Origin of the sequence: Pseudomonas khavaziana, from assembly GCF_036704165.1 — a bacterium.
Classification (GTDB): domain Bacteria; phylum Pseudomonadota; class Gammaproteobacteria; order Pseudomonadales; family Pseudomonadaceae; genus Aquipseudomonas; species Aquipseudomonas khavaziana.
The window spans coordinates 2,715,524-2,736,657 of the sequence record NZ_CP129946.1; the positions used below are offsets into that span (position 1 = coordinate 2,715,524).

General features: G+C 62.4%; 11 protein-coding genes. 6 read left to right on the forward strand and 5 right to left on the reverse strand.

What is annotated here, in order from left to right; all coding sequences use genetic code 11:
* Positions 1–293: 293 nt before the first annotated feature.
* Together QYQ93_RS12150 and QYQ93_RS12155 are read right to left on the reverse strand one after the other, a co-directional pair.
* Complete coding sequence (locus QYQ93_RS12150; protein WP_043049507.1) at positions 294–848, reverse strand: hypothetical protein; 555 nt, start codon at positions 846–848, stop codon at positions 294–296.
* Between the two features lie 72 nt (positions 849–920).
* Positions 921–2,729: a monovalent cation:proton antiporter-2 (CPA2) family protein gene (locus QYQ93_RS12155; RefSeq protein WP_338477045.1), complete on the reverse strand. Its 1,809-nt coding sequence runs from the start codon at positions 2,727–2,729 to the stop codon at positions 921–923.
* Positions 2,730–3,059: 330 nt separating this feature from the next.
* On the opposite strand from QYQ93_RS12155, the gene QYQ93_RS12160 reads away from it, so the two are divergent.
* The 5 genes from QYQ93_RS12160 (at position 3,060) to QYQ93_RS12180 (ending at position 18,693) form a co-directional block, all read left to right on the forward strand.
* Positions 3,060–14,450, forward strand: a complete 11,391-nt coding sequence (locus tag QYQ93_RS12160) for an autotransporter-associated beta strand repeat-containing protein (RefSeq protein ID WP_338477046.1) — start codon at positions 3,060–3,062, stop codon at positions 14,448–14,450.
* Between the two features lie 200 nt (positions 14,451–14,650).
* Entirely contained in the window at positions 14,651–15,016 is a 366-nt protein-coding gene (locus QYQ93_RS12165; protein WP_338477047.1) for a type II toxin-antitoxin system RelE/ParE family toxin, read from the forward strand.
* Positions 15,009–15,314: an XRE family transcriptional regulator gene (locus QYQ93_RS12170; RefSeq protein ID WP_043049511.1), complete on the forward strand. Its 306-nt coding sequence runs from the start codon at positions 15,009–15,011 to the stop codon at positions 15,312–15,314. Before QYQ93_RS12165 ends, QYQ93_RS12170 begins: the two co-directional genes overlap by 8 nt.
* A gap of 463 nt (positions 15,315–15,777) precedes the next feature.
* Positions 15,778–17,331, forward strand: coding sequence for a DUF726 domain-containing protein (locus QYQ93_RS12175; protein ID WP_338477048.1), 1,554 nt, complete (start codon positions 15,778–15,780; stop codon positions 17,329–17,331).
* A gap of 42 nt (positions 17,332–17,373) precedes the next feature.
* Positions 17,374–18,693 (forward strand): Nramp family divalent metal transporter, encoded by a 1,320-nt coding sequence (locus tag QYQ93_RS12180; RefSeq protein WP_043049513.1) that lies wholly within the window; start codon positions 17,374–17,376, stop codon positions 18,691–18,693.
* Between the two features lie 27 nt (positions 18,694–18,720).
* Here the strand turns inward: QYQ93_RS12180 and QYQ93_RS12185 are convergent, their stop codons facing one another.
* From QYQ93_RS12185 to QYQ93_RS12195, 3 genes are all read right to left on the reverse strand, one after another.
* Entirely contained in the window at positions 18,721–19,098 is a 378-nt protein-coding gene (locus QYQ93_RS12185; protein ID WP_043049514.1) for a type II toxin-antitoxin system VapC family toxin, read from the reverse strand.
* Positions 19,095–19,454, reverse strand: a complete 360-nt coding sequence (locus QYQ93_RS12190; RefSeq protein ID WP_225924326.1) for a type II toxin-antitoxin system Phd/YefM family antitoxin — start codon at positions 19,452–19,454, stop codon at positions 19,095–19,097. Before QYQ93_RS12190 ends, QYQ93_RS12185 begins: the two co-directional genes overlap by 4 nt.
* Before the next feature lie 141 nt (positions 19,455–19,595).
* Positions 19,596–20,528, reverse strand: coding sequence for a LysR family transcriptional regulator (locus tag QYQ93_RS12195; RefSeq protein WP_338477049.1), 933 nt, complete (start codon positions 20,526–20,528; stop codon positions 19,596–19,598).
* A 117-nt stretch (positions 20,529–20,645) separates the two neighbouring features.
* Between QYQ93_RS12195 and QYQ93_RS12200 the strand changes: the two genes are divergently transcribed.
* Positions 20,646–21,134, forward strand: a complete 489-nt coding sequence (locus QYQ93_RS12200) for a DMT family transporter (RefSeq protein ID WP_043049516.1) — start codon at positions 20,646–20,648, stop codon at positions 21,132–21,134.

Consider the following 21,134-nt stretch of genomic DNA (forward strand, 5'->3'; position numbering starts at 1 on the left):
CGGAACCTATAGTGGCCGTTACCTGAGCAACGGATATGTACTCGCCCCAACAACCCAACAACCCGGTCACATCGTCGACGTGGCGCCGTCGCGCAGCAACCTGGGCCGCCTCCAAAAGATCCGGCGTTAAGACTGAATTTTAACTATTTAAAATCAGTAGCTTACTTGAAGTTTGATAAGACGGGGGCTTGCCCTCGATGGCGGTGGGTCAGTTATAGATGTATCAACTGGCACTCCCTCATCGGGAGCAAGCTGCCTCCCACATTTGATTTGTGTTGTCTGGGAAAGTTGGATTACTTACCGCCAGTAATCTGCTTCACCAACTGCGCATGGCCCTTCACATCATCGGCCCTGGAGATCGCCTGGATCACCAGCATCTGGTTGCCGGAACCACTCAACAAAGTGGTATTCAAGGTCTTGCCGCCGCCCTGGGTAGCAGTGCTGTCCACTTGGCGCAGGCCGAGGCCCTTGTAGGTGAGTTTCTTCTCGCCCTGTTTCTTGAAGTCAGGCAGGGCAGCACTTTGGTCCTTGACGAAATCGGCCACGGCGCCATCGAGGAACTGTGGGTCGTTATCCTTGATGGTCGCACCGTCTTTACGCACGGTTTCGGCAACGATCACCACGCTTTTCGTGGTCGGGTTGGCGTACAGGGTGCCTTGGGTATCGGCGGTGCCGTCATCGGCCTTGCCGGAGGGCAGGGCGTCGGCACTGTAGGCCTTGGGCAGGTTGAAGGTGAACTTGCCACCCAGGGTGGAAATCGTCTGCGTGTCTGACTTGGGGGCCGCGAATACGCTGCTGGCGCTCAGCACCAGGCTCAGCAGCAGTGCGGTCTTGGTGAACGTGGCCATGAAGCACTCCAGGGATGAACGAAATTGCGACGTATTCTGTCAGAAAATTCGCAACTTCGTTCATCTCCAGCCTCAGACCTTGCCAGACTCTTCCTCAAGCCTGTCCATCTCGAACAGACGTGCCAGCTCTGCCCTGGCTTCCTGGGCGGTTTGCATGACTTTCGCCGCATCGTCATACACCGCGTGTTGGGCGGCGAGCACTTGCTGGTCGTGATTTTTGAAGCGGTTGATGCGCGCATCAGCCTGCGCCTGGGTCAAGCCCAGGCCCACCAAGGTGCGGCGGCTCATTTCCAGGCTGGAATAGAAGGTTTCGCGCACCGGTGAAGCGTCCAGGTCTACCAGCCGGTGTACGTGCTGGCGGTTACGGGCGCGGGCGATGATTTTCATGTGCGGGTAGAGGCTGCGCACCAGTTCGGCGGTCTTGATGTTGATCTCCGGATCGTCCATGGCGATGACGAAAAATTCCGCCTGGTCGACCTTGGCCGCATGCAGGATTTCCGGGCGTTGCGGGTCGCCGTAGAACACCGGCATGCCACCAAAGCTGCGGGTCAGCTCGATGGTTTCCACCGAGGTGTCGAGGGCGATAAACGAAATGTTCTGCGCACGCAGGATCCGCGCCACGATCTGGCCCATCCGCCCCATGCCGGCGATGACCACGCGGGGGGCGTCGCTCTCGATGGCGCGGTATTCCTCCGGCACTTCCACCGGCTTGACCTTGGGCTTGAACAGCTTCGGGCACACCAGCAGCAACAGCGGGGTTACCGCCATGGACAAGGTGATGGTCAGCACCAGCACGTCGTAGAGGTGCGGTTCGAACAAGCCCTGGTCGCGGCCGATCTTGAACACCACGAAGGCAAACTCACCGCCCGCCGCCAGCACCACACCGAGGCGCAAGGCGCTTTCGCGGTTGAGGTCGCCCACCATTCGCCCCACGGCATACAACAGGGGCAGTTTCAAACCGATCAACAGCAAGGTCAGGCCGATCACCACCAGTGGCGTGCTGAACAGCAGGCTGAGGTTGGCACCCATGCCCACGCTGATAAAAAACAGTCCCAGCAGCAGGCCCTTGAATGGCTCGATCTGGGATTCCAGTTCGTGGCGGTATTCCGAGTCGGCCAGCAGCAGGCCGGCGAGGAAGGCACCCAGGGCCATGGATACGCCGACCAACTCCATCAGCCACGCGGTACCGATCACCACCAGCAGCGCGGTGGCGGTGGATACTTCGCGCAGGCCGGTCTTGGCGACGATGCGAAACACCGGGCGCAGCAGGTAGCGTCCGCCGATGATCACCACGGCGATACTGCCCAGCACTTGCAACACGTGTTGCAGGCCCTGGGCCTCGGTAGTCGGGTGATCGCTGCCGGCCAGCAACGGCACCAGGGCGATCAGCGGGATGGCGGCAATGTCCTGGAACAGCAAAATGGCAAAGGCCAAACGCCCGTGGGGTTGGTTGAGTTCCTTGCGCTCGGCCAGGCTTTGCAGGCCAAAGGCGGTGGACGACAGCGCCAGACCCAGGCCCAGCACGATGGCGCTGTTCAGCGACTGGCCAAACAGCCACAACGCCACTGCGCCCATGACCATCCCGGTGAGCAGCACCTGGGCGAGGCCGACGCCGAATACCGCCTTGCGCATCACCCACAGGCGCTTGGGCGACAGCTCCAGGCCGATGATGAACAGCAATAACACCACGCCCAGTTCCGAAAACTGCGCCACGCTTTGCGGGTTGCCGATCAGGCCCAGCACCGAGGGCCCGATGATCAAACCGGCGAACAGATAGCCAAGCACCGCGCCCAGTTGCAGGCGCTTGGCCAGGGGCACGGTCAGTACGGCGGCGAACAGGAACACCACGGCCGCTTGTAACAGGTTGCCTTCATGGGGCATTGCGAACTCCATTGTTTACTTGGATCAACAGCTGACTGCCCCTACGGGGGACGGAAGCAGGACGCTATTAAAACTCTTTTTCACATTTTGAAACTTGTATTTCTGTCGCGACAGTCAATGGATGCTGGCTGTCATCCTGTTCTTACGCCGGGGTTTACGAAAGTATTAATACCATTTAATTCAATGACTTTTGCGTAGCTCTACTAACGTTTCGAAAAACTGGATCAGTAGTCACCACGGTCAGGTATTTCGAATTCGATGCGTGTGCAACGTTAACCCAGGGTTTTCACGCATTCATGGACGAAACGCTTGGACCACAAGGAGTAGAACGTGGATAGAAGACTTGCGGCTGCCGTTTCACCTCGTATTTCTGCGCTCGCTCTTGCCATCCGCCTGGGGGTGGCGGGGCTGGTGATGGGCTCGGCGAGTCCTGAAGTGCTTGCCGCCTGTACGCCAGCGAGCCCTACGCCCGGCGCGACGGTTACCTGTACCGGCGTGCCGTCATTGCCGCTGTTCCTCAACACCTTCAGCAGTGCAGTCAACAACCTCACGCTCAACGTCAACGCCGGCGCGCAACTCAACGCGACTCTGGGCGGTAAAGCGTTGACCCTGACTGGCAATAACGCGACGTTGAACAACTCCGGCACCATTGACCCGGCACTACTCGGGTTGGTTTCAGTGCTGAGTGGTGGCGTGGTGATCGGCAATACGGCCGCCAGTGCGTTGAACATCACCAACACCGCCAGCGCAATCATGCGCGGCACCGGTGCGCTGCTCGGGCTTAACCTGGCTTCGCTCGATGGCATGGCCCTGAACGCCACCAACGGCGCAGGCGGCGTTACCACGATCATCAACAACGGCACCATCGGCTCTTCGTCCTTGCTTGGCTTGAGCTTGTTCACCTCCGACACGCCGGTGGTGGCGGTGCAAGGCGGCGGGCAAGTCAACATGATCAACAACGGCACCCTGACCGGGCGCGTAGCCTTCGAAAGTTCTGCCACCGGCAACACCTTCCTCAACGCTGGCACCCTATCCGGCGGTGTGTCGATGGGGGCCGCCAGTACCAACACCTTCACCGCCGTCACCGGTTCGACCTTGACGGCCGGCGGTGGTATCGGCCTGAGCCTCGGCGGGTTGATCGGGGTGAACCTGACATTCGCACCCACCGGCCAGGTGGATGGCGGCGCCCTGGGCAGCAACACCTTGATCCTGCAAAACACCCTCGGCGCTGGCGGTGGTATTACCGGCACCGGCACGGCGTCGAGCGCCAATTATGTCAACTTCAACAACCTGACCATCAACAGCGGTACCTGGACTTTGCAAGGGCCACTGGTCAGCGGCAGCACCACGCTCAATGGCGGCCTTTCGCAATTCAATAACAACGCCACGTTCGGCAGCGGTGTGCTGACCGTCAACGGCGGGACCATCGAGGCCACCGGCAATGGCCTGACCCTGAACAACTTGCTGACCCTGGGCACTGGCGGGTTGACAGTGCAGGGTGCCTCGACCGGGCTGACCTTGAGCGGTGTGCTCTCGGGCATCGGCGGCTTGACCAAGGCCGGCAGCGGCCAACTGATCCTCAGCGGTGCCAATACCTACACCGGCGCGACGACCCTGGGTGGCGGCTCGGTGCAACTGGGCAATGACCTGGCGTTGAGCACTGGCGCGGTGACCGTCAGCGCGGCCACCACCTTGCAGGCCCCGGGTACCATCAACCTGGGCAACACACTGGCCCTGAACGGCAACCTGACCACCGACGTGGCTGGCGCACTGACCTTGGGCGGTGCGGTGTCCGGCGCCAGTGGCATCATCCACAGCGGCACGGGCAGCCTGACCCTCAATGGCGACAACAGCGGCTACAGCGGCACCACCAGCCTGGGCGCCGGCACCTTGGTGCTGGGCAGTAACACTGCGCTGGGCAGCGGTGGATTGAGTGTGACCGGCGCCGCCAACCTTGACGCTGGCGGCGCGTCGTTACTCACCAATAATGTGGACCTGGGCGCCAACCTGACGCTGACCGGCACCAACCCGCTGACCCTGGGCGGCGTGATGTCCGGCGCCGGCAGCTTGATCAAAACCGGTGCAAGCCTGTTGACGCTGACCGGCAACAACACCCGTACCGGAACTACCGCGCTGAATGCCGGTGGGCTGGTGCTGGGTTCCGCTACTGCGCTGGGCAGCGGAGCATTGAATGCTGCGGCGGGCACCACCCTGGATGCCAGCACTGCGGTCACCCTGGCCAATGCAGTCAACCTGGCGGGCAACCTGGGCATTGGCGGCACGGCCGACCTGACCCTGGGCGGGGTGATCAATGGCGCCGGCAGCCTGACCAAGGATGGCGCGGCCAACCTGATTCTCAACGGCGCCAATGGCTTCCTCGGTGGCACCACCTTGAATGCCGGTAGCCTGATCGCCGGCAGCAACTCGGCCCTGGGCCTTGGCAACCTGACCGTCGGCGGTGCGGCGACCCTGGACAGCAATGCAAGCGTCAGCCTGGGCAACAACATAGCCCTCAATGCGGGGCTGAGCGTGGGCGGCAGCAATGGGCTGACGTTGGGCGGCGTCGTCAGCGGCACCGGTGCACTGGTCAAGGAGGGCGGGGCCAACCTGACCCTCAATGGCAACAATAGCTTCAGCGGCGGTACTACCCTGAATGCCGGCACCCTGACCCTGGGCGATGCCAATGGCCTGGGCAGTGGTGCGTTGACGGTCGGCGGTGCAGCCACCCTGGATAACAGCGCGGCCTTCGGCATCGGCAACGCCATTGCGTTGAACGCCGACTTGAGCATCGCCGGCAACAACGACCTGGCCCTGAACGGTGTGATCAGCGGCGCGGGTGCGCTGATCAAGAATGGCCTGGCTGACCTGGCGTTGTCGGGCAGCAACACCTTCACCGGGGCCGTGGATATTCTGTCCGGCAGCGTCACGCTGTTGAGCGCCGATGCCCTGGCCGGCAGTACCGGGGCCAACGTAGCAGCCGGTGCCGCGCTGAACCTGAATGTCGATTCCAGCCTGGCCGGCCTCAGTGGAACGGGCGACGTGGCGGTGGGTGGCGGTTTCAACCTCAGCGTGGGTGGCCTGGGCACCAGCAGTACCTTTGACGGTAGCCTCAGCGGCACAGGTGGCTTGATCAAGGTCGGTACCGGCACCCTGGACCTCACCGGTATCAGCGGCATTACCGGTAACACCACGATCAACGCGGGCACCCTGAACCTCAGCGGCTCCCTGGGCAGCGCCGTGGTCGACATCAATAGCGGTGGCACCCTCACCGGCAGCGGCTCGCTGTTGGGCGCGGTGAATATCAACAGCGGTGGGCAACTGGCGCTGAGCAGTGGCACCACCTTGTCGGCCGGCAGCTTGAACATGAGTGCCGGCGCGAATATGGATGTGGCCCTCGGCGCACCTTCGCTGACCTCGCTGCTGAACGTTGGCGGCAATGTGAACCTGGCCGGCAACCTCAATGTCAGCGATGCCGGTGGCTTCGGCGCCGGGGTGTATCGGCTGATCAACTACACCGGCGGCCTGTCCGGCGCGTTGAATGTCAACAGCGTGCCGTTGGGTTATGGCCTGGGCGACCTGTTGGTACAAACCGCGATCAGCAATCAGATCAACCTGGTGGTGTCGGCGCCGAACATTCGGTTCTGGGACGGCAGCAACAACGTGGCCAACGGCAGTGTTGACGGTGGCAGCGGCACCTGGACGGCGGGCGGTACTAACTGGACCTCGGCCGACGGCATCCTCAACCAGACCTGGGGCGGCGGTTTTGCGGTGTTCCAGGGCGCGGCGGGGACTGTCAGCGTTGATGGCGCGCAAGCCATGACCGGTATGCAGTTCGTCACCGATGGCTACAACCTCGTCAATGGCACCGGCGGGCAACTGAGTACGGGCAGTGGCAATTTCGCGGTGCGCGTCGACCCGCTGGCGACCGCGACCCTCGGCGTCGATATCACCGGGGCGGGCGTGCTGGACAAACTCGACACCGGGACCCTGGTGCTCAATGGTGCCAACAGCTACACCGGCGGCACCTTGCTCAATGGCGGCACATTGGTGGTCGGTGGCAATAGTGCGTTGGGCACAGGCACCCTGACTGCTGCGGCGGGCACCACACTCGACAGCAACACCGCGGCAAAGCTTGGCAATGCCATCACCCTTAATGGCAACCTGAACCTGGCGGGTAGCAACGCTCTGACGCTCAATGGCGTGATTGGCGGCGCGGGTGGCTTGATCAAAAATGGCGCGGCCAGCGTAACCCTCGGCGGCAGCAATACCTTCCTTGGCCCGGTGGCCTTGAACGCAGGGGGGCTGGTCCTGGCGGCGAATACAGCGTTGGGCAGCGGCACCTTGAATGCGGCAGGCGGTACCACCCTGGATGCGAGCACTGCACTGGCCGTCAACAATGCAATCAACCTGGCCGGCAACCTGGGCATCGGCGGCACGGCCGACCTGGCCTTGGCGGGCGCGATCAACGGCGCCGGCAGCCTGACCAAAGAAGGCGCGGCTAACCTCACCCTCGCGGGCGCCAATGCCTTTCTCGGCGGCACCACCCTGAATGCCGGTACGCTGACCCTGGGCAATGCGACGGCTTTGGGATTGGGCGACCTCACCGTTGGCGGTGCAGCGACCCTGGATAACAACACTGCGTTGACCGTCGGCAATAATGCCGTGTTGAACGCGGCGCTGACAGTGGCCGGCAGCAATGACCTGACCCTGGGTGGCCTGCTTAGCGGCACCGGCTTGCTGGTCAAGGACGGCGCGGCCAACCTGACGCTCAATGGCATCAACACCTATCAAGGCGGCACCAGCCTCAATGCGGGCACCTTGACCCTGGGCACGGCAGCAGCCCTGGGCACCGGCGCCTTGACGGTCGGCGGCGCGGCCACTTTGGGCAACACTACACCGCTGGTGCTGGCCAATGCGGTCAACCTCAATGCCAACCTGAGCGTGGGCGGTGGCAATAACAACCTGACCCTGGCCGGCGTGCTGGCAGGCAGCGGCAGCCTGATCAAATCCGGCACTGCTGACCTGAGCGTGACAGGCAACAACTCGTTCTCGGGCTTGTTCGATGTGCAATCGGGCAGCCTCACCACCCTGGGCAACGGGGCATTGGGTGTCGGCGCCGGCGTCAACCTGGCGAGCGGGACATCCCTGAACCTGGGCGGCAGCGCCAGCCTCGGTGCACTCACCGGCACAGGGCTGGCAACAGTAGGTGCGGGCAACACGTTGAGCGTCGGGGCCAACAACCTCGACAGTGCGTTCGATGGCGTATTGGCAGGCCTCGGCAACTTTGCCAAGGACGGCTCGGGCGCCTTGACCCTCGGCGGCCTCAGCGCGTTGACCGGGGATACCCTGGTCAACGCCGGCAGCCTGCTCGTCAACGGTTCGCTCGCCAGCGCCAATGTGAGCGTGGGCAGCGGCGCGACCCTGGGCGGCACCGGCACCTTGCTGGGTAATGTGACCATCGCCGATGGCGGCCACCTGGCCGTCAACTCGGGCACTACTTTGACCACCGGCTCGTTGCTGCTCAATGCCAACTCCAACCTGGATGCTGGCCTTGGCGCGCCATCCACTGGCGGTACGGCACTGGTGCAGGTCAACGGTAACCTGACCTTGGATGGCACCCTGAATGTCAGTGATATCGGTGGCTTCGGTGCAGGTATCTACCGCCTGATCGACTACACCGGCGGCCTGACCAACAACGGTCTGCTGCTGGGTAGCCTGCCGGTAAACATCCCGGCCTCTGACCTGGACCTGCAAACCGCCATCGGCAACCAGATCAACCTGCTGGTCAACGGCAGTACCAACGTGCAGTTCTGGGACGGCAGCCAAACCAGCGGCAACGGAGCCATCGAAGGCGGCAGCGGCACCTGGAGCGCAGGCGCCAGCAACTGGACCGGCGTCAATGGCGCGTTCGATACAGCCTGGACGCCGAACAGCTTTGCGGTGTTCCAAGGCACTGCAGGCACGGTCACCGTTGACGGTGCGCAAGCCGTCACCGGTTTGCAGTTCGTCACCGACGGCTACAACCTGGCCGGCGGCACGGCGGGTGCCCTGACCCTGTTCAATGGCGTCGGTGGCAACACCGCCGTGCGAGTCGATCCTGGCGTCACCGCCACCCTGGGCGTCACGCTCAACGGCGGCGGCACCCTGGCCAAGCTGGACACCGGCACCCTGGTGCTCAACGGTGCGAACAGCTACACCGGCGGCACCGCGCTCAATGGCGGCACCTTGATTGTTGGCAATGACAGTGCCCTGGGCAGCGGCGTGCTGACCACCGCCAACGGCACCACCCTGGACAGCAATGCCGCTGTCAGCCTGGCCAACGCTGTGGACGTCAACGGCACCTTGAGCGTCGGTGGCAGCAATGCCTTGACCCTGGCCGGCAGCGTGGCAGGCACCGGCAGCCTGATCAAGAACGGCATCGCCAGCTTGACCCTCAGCGGCAACAACACCTACGCGGGCGCCACTGCACTGAACGCGGGCGGGCTGATCCTCGCATCCAACAGTGCACTTGGCAGCGGCACCTTGAACGCAGCCGCCGGCACTACCCTGGACAGCAGCACCGCAGTGACCCTGGCCAACACGGTGAACCTGGCCGGTAACCTGGGCATTCTGGGCAGCGCCGACCTGAGCCTGAACGGCCTGGTCAGTGGCGCCGGCAGCCTGACCAAAAGCGGTGCGGGCAACCTGACCCTCAATGGCGCCAATGCCTATCTCGGCGGCACCCAACTGAACGCGGGGTTGTTGACCCTGGGCAACGCGTCGGCACTCGGCAGCGGCGCCTTGGCGGTCAACGGTGCGGCGACCCTGGACACCAGCACCGCGCTGGCCCTGGCCAACAACACCAGCCTGAATGCGGCATTGACGGTCGGCGGAAGCAACGACCTGAGCCTTGACGGCATAGTGGATGGCGCGGCTTCGCTGACCAAAACCGGTGGCGCCAACCTCACCCTCAACGGCGTCAACACCTACAGCGGCGGAACGGCACTCAATGCCGGTACGCTGACCCTCGGCAACGCCGCGGCCCTGGGCTCTGGCGCCCTGACCGTTAGCGGTGCGGCGAGCCTGGCCAATGGCGCGCCGCTGGTGCTGGCCAATGCGGTCAACCTTAACGGCGACCTCACCGTCGCTGGCAACAACAACCTGACCCTGGCCGGTGTACTCGCCGGCAATGCGGCGCTGATCAAGAACGGCGCGGCAGACCTGCTGCTGACTGGCAACAACAGCTTCAGCGGCCCGCTCACTGTGGCGGCCGGCAGCGTGACCACGCTGGGCAATGGCGCGCTGGGCACTACTTCCGGCGTCACCGTCGGCACAGGCGCGAGCCTCAACCTGGGCGGCAATGCCAGCCTCAACAGCCTGGCCGGCAACGGTGTGGTGCAAGTGGCTGGCGGCAGTACGCTGGCAGTGGGTGGCAGCAACCTGGACAACACCTTCGGCGGCTCGCTGGGCGGTGCCGGCAGCCTGGATAAAAACGGCAGCGGTGTACTCAACCTGACCGGCACCAACGGCATCACCGGCGTGGCGAACGTCAACGGCGGCACCTTGAATGTCACAGGTTCGCTGGCCAGCGGTACGGTTGCGGTGAACAACGGTGCGACCCTGGTCGGCAGCGGTGCCCTGGCCGGTGCCGTGACGGTGGCAGACGGTGGCCATATCGGCCTGAACGCCGGCAGCACCCTGTCGGTGGGCTCATTGATACTGGGCGGCGACGCCAATCTGGATGTCGGCCTCGGCACCCCAGTGCTGGGCGGCGGCAGCGGGCTGCTGAATGTCGGCGGCGACCTGACCCTGGACGGCAACCTCAATGTCACCGATATCGGCGGTTTTGGCAGCGGCGTCTACAACCTCATCAACTACGGCGGTGCACTCACCGATAACGGCCTGACCCTCGGCACACTGCCGGGCAGCGTGATCCCGGGCGACCTGCAAGTGCAGACCGCGATCAATAACAAGGTCAACCTGCTGGTCACCGCACCCAACACCACCGTGCAGTTCTGGGATGGCAACAGCCTGATCGGCAACGGTGCCATCGACGGTGGTAACGGTACCTGGACCGCCGGCACGACCAACTGGACCAATGTCGACGGCACGCTCAACCAAAACTGGAACAACAGTTTCGCGGTGTTCCAAGGGGCGGCGGGCACTGTGACGGTAGACGGCACGCAAAACCTCACTGGCATGCAGTTCGTCACCGATGGCTACAACTTGGCCTCCGGCGCGGCGGGTGTGCTCAACCTGGTCAATGGCGGCACCGGCAACACCGCCGTGCGCGTCGACCCGAACGTCACCGCGACCCTGGGCGTGACGCTCAACGGCGCCGGCACCCTGGCCAAGCTCGACAGCGGCACTCTGGTGCTCAACGGCGCCAACGGCTACACCGGTGGCACCGCCCTGAATGGCGGTACGCTGGTGGTCGGTAACAACAGCGCCCTGGGCTCTGGCGCATTGACGGCGGCCGCTGGTACTACGCTGGACAGCAACGCGGCGGTCACCCTGGCCAATGCGGCGGTACTCAACGGCGCCCTGGCGGTGGGCGGCAGCAATGCACTGACCCTCAATGGCGACATCAGCGGCAGCGGCAGCCTGGTGAAAAACGGCGCTGCGACGCTGGCCCTCAATGGCACCAACAGCTACAGCGGCGGCACCGGGCTGAATGCCGGTCAATTGGTGCTCGGCAATAACGACGCCCTGGGCAGTGGCGCACTGACGGTCGGCGGCGCCGCGCAACTGGATGGCGGCACTGACCTGCAACTGGCCAATGCCATCAATCTGGGCGGCCCGCTGAGCCTTGCCGGTAGCCATGACCTGGCCCTCAACGGCGTGGTCAGCGGCAGCGGCAGCCTGGTGAAAAACGGTAGCGGCGCCTTGTTGCTGACCGCTGCCAACACCTACAGCGGCGGCACTACGCTCAGCGGCGGCACCACCACCGGCAGCACCAACAGCCTGCAAGGCGCCATCGTCAACAATGCGGTATTGACCTTTGAGCAAGCCACCGATGGCACCTACACCGGCAACCTCACCGGTACTGGCGTGTTGAACAAAACCGGCACCGGCGCATTGCTGCTGACCGGCAACAACACCTTTACCGGCACAACCAACGTCAACACCGGCAGCCTGTTGGTCAACGGCACCCTCAACAGCGCTGCGGTGCAAGTTGCCAGCGGTGCGACCCTCGGTGGCAGCGGCACGCTGGGCGGTGCGGTGAACATGGCGGACGGATCGGTACTCAAAGCCGGTGCAGCGACGCCACTGTCGGTGGGTGCGCTGGCCTTATCGTCGGGCACCACCCTGGACTTCGCCCTCGGTGCGCCGGGTGCCTCCAGCACTGCGGTAAATGTCGCCGGCAACCTGACCCTGGACGGTACGCTCAACGTCAGCGATGCGGGAGGCTTTGGGCTCGGCGTGTACCAACTGTTCCGCTACGGCGGCAACTTGACCGATAACGGCGTCACCTTCGGTACCTTGCCAGTCGCCTTGGGCAACGTGAGCCTGCAGACCGCACTGGCCAACCAGCTCAACCTGGTGGTGCAGACCACCCCTGGGCAGATCCAGTTCTGGAACGGCGGCACCACCAACCCGGATGGCAGCATCGACGGCGGCAGTGGCACCTGGGGTCCGGGCACCAACTGGACCGATCCGACCGGCACCCTGGGCCAGGCTTCCACCAATCAGTTCGCCGTGTTTGGCGGGCAGGGTGGCACCGTGACAGTGGTCGGCAACCAAGGTTTCACCGGCCTGCAATTCCTCGACGCCGGCTACACGCTGGCCGCCGGCGAAGGCGGCAGCTTGAGCCCCTCCAATGCGGCCGATGGCAGCCTTGCTGCGGTACGGGTCAACTCCGGCGTGACCACCCAGATCGATGCCCCGCTGGTAGGCACCGGCGGGATCAACAAGCTGGACTCTGGCACCTTGCTGCTGACCGGTGCCAATACCTACACCGGCGGCACCACGGTCAGTGGCGGTACGCTGGCGGGCACGACCACCAGCCTGCGTGGCAGGATCCTCAACAATGCGCGGCTGCTGTTTGTACAGCGCACCAACGGGCAGTTCAGCGGCATCTTGAGCGGTACCGGTGCCCTGGTCAAACAAGGCGCAGGCGCGTTGTTGTTGACCGGCAACCAGCCCTTCAGCGGCACCGTGGCGGTGGACGAAGGCGTGCTGCAGGTGGGTAACGCGGCCAATCCTGGCGCAGTGCTTGGCGGCCAAGTCAGCGTGGCCAGCGGTGCGGGCCTGACCGGTAACGGCAGTGTCGGTTCGCTGGTCAACAACGGCTCGGTAACGCCTGACGGCGGCAAGTTGAGTGTGGCTGGCAACTTCACCAACGCCAGCACAGGGGCGCTGAACCTGGTGATCACCCCATCCACCACCGGCTCTCTGGCGGTTGGCGGCACCGCCAACCTGGGCGGCACCTTGAACGTGATCAACCTGGCCCCCTATGCCGGCGCGACCAACTACACGCTGCTGACCGCAGGCGCGGTCAACGGCACCTTCGCCACCACCAACCTGGAGAACCTGGCGTTCCTCAATACCGCACTGAACTACAGCCCGACCCAGGTGGCCCTGGCGGTCAGCCGTAACGACGTCAGCTATGCCAGCGTGGCGGCCACCGGGAACCAGCGCGGCGTGGCGGCGGCGTTGGGCAGCGGTGCGGCAGTGGGTGGCGCAGCGGTGCAGAACGCACTGCTTAACGCTGACGTGGCAGGCGCACGTGCAGCCTTTGATAGCTTGTCCGGCGAGATCCACGCCAGCACCGCCAGCGCGATGCTCGAAGATTCGCGTTACGTGCGTGACGCGGTCAACGAGCGTCTGCGCCAACCCGGTTGCTACCGCGAGGACGACCCACGCAATGCCCTGGCGCCAAGCGAAAATCGCCTGACCAGCGCCGGTTGCCACGGTGAGATGGTCGGTTGGATGCGTGTACTCGGCACCTGGGGGCACCTGGGCGGCGACAGCAACACCGCCAAGCTGGACCGCAACCTCAGCGGTTTCCTGCTCGGCACCGACAAACAAGTGGATGACGCCTGGCGCGTAGGCGTGGCTGCCGGCTACACCCGCAGTGACCTGGATGCCAAACGCCGCAACTCCAGCGCCGACGTCGACAGCTACCACCTGATGGCGTACACCGCCTACCAGCAGGAAGCCTTCGCCGCACGCATGGGCGTGGCGTACAGCTGGCATGACATCGAAAGCAAGCGCAACGTGGCCGTGGGCGGCGAGGGCCAACGCCTGAAAGCCGACTACAAGGCACGCAGTGCACAGGTGTTCGGTGAAGTCGGCTACACCATCCAGACCGCCAGCGTCGCCCTGGAACCCTTCGTCGGCCTGGCCTACGTCAACTACGACAGCGACACGATCAAGGAGAAGGGCGGTTCGGCAGCCCTGCGCGGCGATGCCGACCAGGACATCACCTACTCGACCCTGGGCGTACGCATCGGCCAGACCATCACCTTGGGCAACGGCTCGAAAATCACCCCGCGGGGCAGCATTGGCTGGCGCCATGCCTTCGGCGATACCAAGCCTGACGCCGACCTGAGCTTTATCAATGGCGGTGGCTCGTTCAGCAACCAGGGCGTGCCGATTGCCAAGGACAGCGCGGTGGTGGAAGCGGGCCTGGATTACCAGATCAGCCAGAACGGCAAGCTGGGCCTGGGCTATTCGGGTCAGCTCTCACGCAACGACAAGGACCATGCGGTAACGGTCAGTTTCTCCCTCGGTTTTTGATCAAGGCCGAGTTTTTTGAACCGCCCGAAAGGGCGGTTTTTTTTTGAAGTAATACCGGTTCCTGAATGCACAGAGTTTATTGCTCATCCGCCAGGCTGAAGAATGTACACACAATTTGTTCCGGAGCGCGGTTGGCTGGCTAACCAACGTCGACCTAAAGTTATGCCCTTGAGTTTATATTCCTTGGGTGGCATATTTGCATGAACTGGGACATTGAATACACGGATGAATTCGGGGACTGGTGGGGTGGCTTGGATGCAAAGGAGCAATCTTCGGTGGCTGCCAGTGTTGATTTGCTGGGGCTGTTCGGGCCGGGGCTGCGCTTTCCCCATAGCAGCAATATCAAGGGCGCTCGACACGGCAACCTGCGAGAGCTGCGGGTACAGCATGCAGGACGACCTTTCAGAGTGTTGTACGCCTTTGACTTCCGGCGTTGTGCGGTGCTGCTCATAGGTGGCGATAAAACTGCACAGCACCGTTGGTACCACGAGTACGTACCCTTGGCAGAGAAGTTGTACGACGTACATTTAGAAACATTGCGTAAAGAGGGCCGTGACCATGGCTAAGAAATTCGCGGAATTGAAAGCTCGTATGACGCCCGAGTCGCTTGCCGATGCCGAGCAGATACTTCAGCAACATTTGAAAGAAATGCCGCTGCATGAGTTGCGCAAGGCCCAGCAGTTGAGCCAGGCAAGCCTGGCGAAGGCATTGAACATCAATCAGGCGGCGGTTTCGAAGATGGAACGGCGCACCGACATGTACATCAGTACGTTGCGTGACTATATCCGTGCGATGGGCGGTGAGTTGGAAATCATCGCGACCTTCCCAGATGGCCAGGTCAAGATTGACAATTTTGCTTGCTGATACTGATAGAACTACCGTATGCCCGGCCAAGCCGCAATGCCGTTCAGTTAAGCGTATACCGCCCTCTGTAGGAGCGAGCTTGCTCGCGAAAAACGTCAACGATAACGCGTGCTTCCTGAATGAACGCGGCGCCTATGAGTTTTTCGCGAGCAAGCTCGCTCCTACAAAATGCCTTAACTGAACAGCATTACGGCCAAGCCGGGCTTTTTTGCTGTCTGCTTTATAGTGGGACAGTCAAAATTCCAGATTCCTCACATGACTATCTATCGTCATGCACTATCACGCTTGCAGCGCATTTACCGCGGTGTTCCAGCGAAATCTAGAAGACTCCCCAACGCCCTGCCTGGGCAGGTTCAAGGCGGCACCCTCGTTCTGATGGGGCCGAACGCTGGTCAGGATTCACCTTCCTTCTCGGCTTGGTTTGTTACTATCGCCATCCCTTGCCACCAGGAGTCACCGGCCCATGCAACACCAGTGGGATGAAATGCACCGCACCCGCAAGCCCACGTTCGTTCTGTGTGGCGAGCCCCAGGGGGAGGTGCTCAATCTCTATGTCCACGGTTACTCGGCCTTCTTCAACCGCCAGCAGTTGGGCAATTTCAAGGCACAACTGGCAGGTATCGAGGGCTCGACCAACCTGATGTTGTTCTGGCCGGCGGGGCATTTCCTGGAAAACCTGTTTGCACCGTTCAAGGATGTGATCACCTCGATGCTCGGCGGCGGTGGCCTGGGCGCGGCGACGGTAGGCGTGGGCAAGGCGATTGCCTATTTTCTTGACCATTACAAAAGTGTCGAAGCGCGGGTCGACGAGGTGGCCAAGACCTTGTTGCCCGAGCTGGCCGGCTACCTGCACGCCGAGTCGCTGCCGGTGCGGCGCATCAACCTGATCGGCCATTCCCTGGGCGCGCGCATCCTGGTCAAGAGCCTGCTGGCCAGCCCCGAAGTCGCCCGTGAACTGCCGTTGAATAACCTATTGCTGATGGGCGGGGCGATCTGTACGTCGAGCCCTTGGGATGACGTGTCGGCGCCGCTCAAGGGCCGGCTGATCAATTGTCATTCGAGCAAGGACTGGGCCTTGGCGATGAAGCCGGATACCGAGCGCTGTATCGGCCGTTATGCCATTGACGTAACGCCCGCATTGAAGACCAAGGTCACTAATGTGCACCTGGCCAGCTTCGATCACGCCGCCTACTGGCCGCAATTGAAGACAGTGGTGCAATACACCGACCTGCTGCAGGAGCGGCGCGGTTTGATCCGCGCCGACCTGCGCAGCAGTGAAGTGCGTTTTGCCGAGGAGGATGGGGACCTGTACCCGGCGCTGGTGCAGGCGCGGCCGGAAGAGTTGAAGTTTCTTGCCGAGCTGATGGCGCAAAAACGCAGTGCCTCCATTGATGCCAGCGTGCGCGAACCGCTGAAGCTGGCCATCGAGTTGCAGCGCATGGGTGGCGACAGCTTTATGAACCTGGCCCGTGGCCATGGCGTGGGCTATCGGCAGATTGCCGAAGATGTGGCGCAACGCTTGGGCATCAAGTTCGACGCTGCGCTTGAAAGCGTGGCGCTGGCGGATATCGAAGGGCAGGTCGCAGAAAAGCTCATCGAGCAGTACAAGGACAAACTCAGCCGCGCCGACCGCCAGGCGTTCGACGCCGAACTCAAGGCTGCGGCGCAAAAAGAGCAGGGGCTGTTCACCCGCTTCGATGTGGGCCGCTCGGCCACCACCGCCTTGAGCGGCACCGCGCTGGCAGGGCTGACCGGGTTTATCCTGCGCCGGGGTGCGGTCACCGCGATTCCGCTGGTGGGCCAGGCGCTGGCCGCGGCGATGCTGCTGGTCAGCGGTGTCCGGGCGTTTTCCGGCCCGGCGTATTCGATCACCACCTTGGCGGTGTTGGTGATTGGCGTGATTCGCCAGCGCATGGAGCGCGAAGCGCTGAACCAGGAGCTGGACCTGGTGGTGCAAGTGGTGGAGGCGTTCGACTTGCCGCGGGATACAGTGATGCGCACGGTCGCCTCCGACTGATAAGCTGCTGCCCAAGTCTTGTGTATTTGCCTGGAATACCGTGTGAAATTCAGCCTGCCTAAAATCGCTACCGCCCCGTTCTGCCCGCCGGAAGTGGCCGGCTCCGTCATTGTTGACCCCAAGGCATCGTTTTTCAAACGGATGCTGATGTTCGCCGGCCCCGGCCTGTTGATCTCCATCGGCTACATGGACCCTGGCAACTGGGCGACCGCCATCGAAGCCGGGTCTCGTTACGGCTACAGTCTGTTGTTTGTGGTGCTGCTGGCCAGCCTGGCAGGCATGGCGGTGCAATGCCTGTGCTCGCGCCTGGGTATCGCCACCGGCAAAGACCTGGCGCAACTGTGCCGTGAGCGCTACAGCAAGCGCTCCTCACGGACCCAGTGGCTGTTGGCGGAAATTTCCATTATCGCCACCGACCTGGCCGAAGTGCTCGGTTGCGCCCTGGCGTTTCACCTGCTGCTTGGCGTGTCGCTGACCACCGGTATCGTCATCACAGCCTTTGATACGCTGTTGATCCTGGCCCTGCAAAACCGCGGTTTTCGCCGCCTGGAAGCGATCATGCTGGCGCTGGTGGCGACCATTGGCGTGTGTTTCTTTATCGAGCTGATGCTGATCAAACCCTATTGGCCCGATGTACTCAGCGGTTTCACCCCGTCATTGTCGGCCATCAGCGACGCTGCTCCGCTGTACCTGGCCATCGGTATCCTCGGTGCCACGGTGATGCCCCATAACCTCTACCTGCACACCTCCATCGTGCAAACCCGCCTGGTCGGCAAGGACCTGGCCAGCAAACAGGATGCGGTCAAGCTGGCGCGTATCGACACCATCGGCTCCCTGGCCCTGGCCTTGCTGGTCAACGCGGCGATCCTGGTGCTGGCTGCGGCGGCGTTCTACAAGACCGGCCATACCGATGTGGTGGAAATCCAGGACGCCTACCACCTGCTCGACCCGCTTGTAGGCGGCGCCTTTGCCAGCATCCTGTTCGGTATCGCCTTGCTGGCCTCGGGGCAAAGCTCGACCTTTACCGGGACGATTGCCGGGCAAGTGATCATGGAGGGCTACCTGAACCTGCGCATACCCTGCTGGCAACGACGCCTGATTACCCGCGGGCTGGCGCTGATCCCGGCGTTCCTCGGCGTGTGGCTGATGGGTGACGATGCCATCGGCAAGCTGCTGATCCTCAGCCAGGTGGTCCTGAGCCTGCAGTTGCCCTTTGCGCTGTACCCGCTGATCCGCATGACCGGTGATAAACAGTTGATGGGGCCGTTCGTAAACCGACTGCCCACGCGGTTGTTGGCGTGGTTTCTGTTCGCGGTGATCAGTGGGGCGAATGCGTGGTTGATTGGGCAATGGTTGTTTTGATTGGACATAGCGCTACTGGGGTATGACCTAAACCAACATTGCTAAGGATGTGTATTGGGCAACCTGCGGATCGGCTGTTAGTAGCTTCATTGGTTCACTCATCGCTGTTGCAATAATCAGCCGATCGAAAGGGTCCTTGTGATGATGTTCGAGATCCTTGACTGCAATGGCGTGCTCCGAGGTGATGGGGAGTTCGACGAAACCGCTTTCCAGGCAATACTCACGTATTTCATCCAGGTCTACGGCAAGCTTTCCAACGCCAACTTTGATTGCCATTTCCCAGAATGTTGCCGCACTGACGTAGACGTCTGCGGCATTTTCAATCAGCTTGCGGGTTTTGCCAGATAATCTGGGGTCATCGTTGAGTGCCCACAGCAGGATATGGGTATCCAGCAGCAGTCTCATGAAGGACTGCCCTCAAACGCATCCAACAAATCGCTGGGCAGCGGTGCGTCGAAGTCGTCAGGGATGACCAGCTTCCCCTTCATTGCGCCAATTCGCCGGCCCTTGGATTTACCGATGGGCACAAGCTGTGCCATTGCACGGCCATGCTTGGCAATGGTGATGACTTTGCCGGCGGCGGCTTCATCGACCAGCTTGGACAGATTGTTTTTTGCCTCACCCAACGCAACGGTAATCATGTGGTCTTCCCCGTGTTTTGGCCAAATATAGCCAAAACTACGGGCGCTATCAAAGACGGCTCGACCACTGGTCAAAGCCGCTCGTTCGGCACGTGATGGCTTGTAATACACGACATCCATGGCGTCTCTCCAAAAAAGAATTCGCCAAAGTCTGCCCCAACGCACCGTGCCCAAAAATACTGGCCCGCAAAATCAGAACGTGCCTACTTTTCCTACGAGGAAATTTCCCTCACCAGTGGCGTGTCTGGAGCGTACCAGGGGTCACCGATCCCAATACGGCACCACCCCAAAACACTCCACGAAATAATCAATCACCGTACGTACCTTCAACGACAGCCTCCGGCTGCCCGGCCACAAAGCAGCAATCTGCTGAGGCTCCAGGGTTGTCGCGACTTCATAGTCGGTCAGCACGGCCCGCAAAGTGCCGGCGCGCAGGCTTTCGCCAATCAGCCAGGAAGGAAACACCACCAGCCCCAGACCCTGTTCGGCGGCGTGGGTCAGGGTGTCGGCGTGGTTGCCGGTAATCGGGCCCTTGACGCTGTAGGGTGTCCAGTCGCCCTGGCCGTGGCGGAAGAACCAGCGTTGCTGGCCGGTGATGCCTTTGTACGCCAGGCATTGGTGGTGGGCCAGTTCGTCGGGGTGGCGCGGCGTGCCGTGTTGCGCCAGGTAGGCGGGGCTGGCGGCGATGCGAAAGCGCTGGGGCGCAAAGATGCGTGCCTGCATGCCGGAGTCATTGAGCACGCCAATACGGAACAACAGGTCGGTGCCATCTTGCAGCGGGTCGACGAAAGTGTCGGTCTGCTGGATATCCAGTTGCAGCTTTGGGTAGCGCCGGCACAACGCGCCCAGCCAGGGAGACAGGTGGCGCTGGCCGAATACCATCGGCGCGTTGATCCGCACCAGCCCGCTGGGCTCGCTGTCCTGTTCCTGCAGGGCCTGGTTCGCCATTTCCAACTGTTCCAATACCAGGCGTGCGTGCCGCCCGAGCAGGCGTCCGGCTTCGGTGGCGCTCACGGCGCGGGTATGGCGATACAGTAATTGTTGGCCGAGGGCCTGTTCCATCAGTTGGATCTGCCGTGAAATGGAGGAGGGCGCCAGGCCCTCGCGGCGGGCCACTTCGGAAAAGCTGCCATGGTCTAGCACGGCCACGAACAGGCGCAGCGCCTTGAAGCTCAGTTCATTCAAGCCCTGCATCATGCCTCCAGGCTGTGCGTATTGCGCAAAGGTGTTGTCCGTATACTCCCATTTATCGCACAGGGCGGCCACCGGATAATGCGCGCCATGTTTCCTTTATTGATACGCAGGTGATGTATGCAGGCACGCACAATCGAGGGCTTGGCGCAGGCCAGGCCAAATAAAAACCTCCTACGGTTGCTGCTGTTGCCGTTGGTGATCCTGGCGGGCATGGGGCTGTCAGTGGAGGCCGGATTGCTTGGGCCGTTGGGCGCGCAGGTCGGACATTTGTGGGCGACCTTGAGCATCTTCGGCGTCGGCACGGCGATCCTGCTTCTGCTGTTGCTGTTCAGCGGCCCGCAGCAGGGCCCGGCATTCACCCAGCTGCCACGCTGGCAGTTGATCGGCGGGTTTTTGGGGCCGATGTATGTGGTGGTGCTGACACTCGCCACGCCCCACATCGGTATCGCCATGACCATGATTGCGATCCTGTCGGGCCAGGTGGGCAAGAGTGTGTTGATCGACCATTTCGGCTGGTTCGGCACGGCGCGCAAGCGCGTCAATGGCGAGCGCTGGATCGCGCTGGCGTTGATTGTGGCTGCACTGGTCCTGATTGCACGAGGGTAA

What these genes read in the sequence shown, in the direction of transcription:
- QYQ93_RS12150 (WP_043049507.1), bottom strand. Translation starts at nt 848, where the DNA reads ATGGCCACGTTCACCAAGACCGCACTGCTGCTGAGCCTGGTGCTGAGC.
- QYQ93_RS12155 (WP_338477045.1), bottom strand. Translation starts at nt 2,729, where the DNA reads ATGCCCCATGAAGGCAACCTGTTACAAGCGGCCGTGGTGTTCCTGTTC.
- QYQ93_RS12165 (WP_338477047.1), top strand. Translation starts at nt 14,651, where the DNA reads ATGAACTGGGACATTGAATACACGGATGAATTCGGGGACTGGTGGGGT.
- QYQ93_RS12170 (WP_043049511.1), top strand. Translation starts at nt 15,009, where the DNA reads ATGGCTAAGAAATTCGCGGAATTGAAAGCTCGTATGACGCCCGAGTCG.
- QYQ93_RS12175 (WP_338477048.1), top strand. Translation starts at nt 15,778, where the DNA reads ATGCAACACCAGTGGGATGAAATGCACCGCACCCGCAAGCCCACGTTC.
- QYQ93_RS12185 (WP_043049514.1), bottom strand. Translation starts at nt 19,098, where the DNA reads ATGAGACTGCTGCTGGATACCCATATCCTGCTGTGGGCACTCAACGAT.
- QYQ93_RS12190 (WP_225924326.1), bottom strand. Translation starts at nt 19,454, where the DNA reads ATGGATGTCGTGTATTACAAGCCATCACGTGCCGAACGAGCGGCTTTG.
- QYQ93_RS12195 (WP_338477049.1), bottom strand. Translation starts at nt 20,528, where the DNA reads ATGCAGGGCTTGAATGAACTGAGCTTCAAGGCGCTGCGCCTGTTCGTG.
- QYQ93_RS12200 (WP_043049516.1), top strand. Translation starts at nt 20,646, where the DNA reads ATGCAGGCACGCACAATCGAGGGCTTGGCGCAGGCCAGGCCAAATAAA.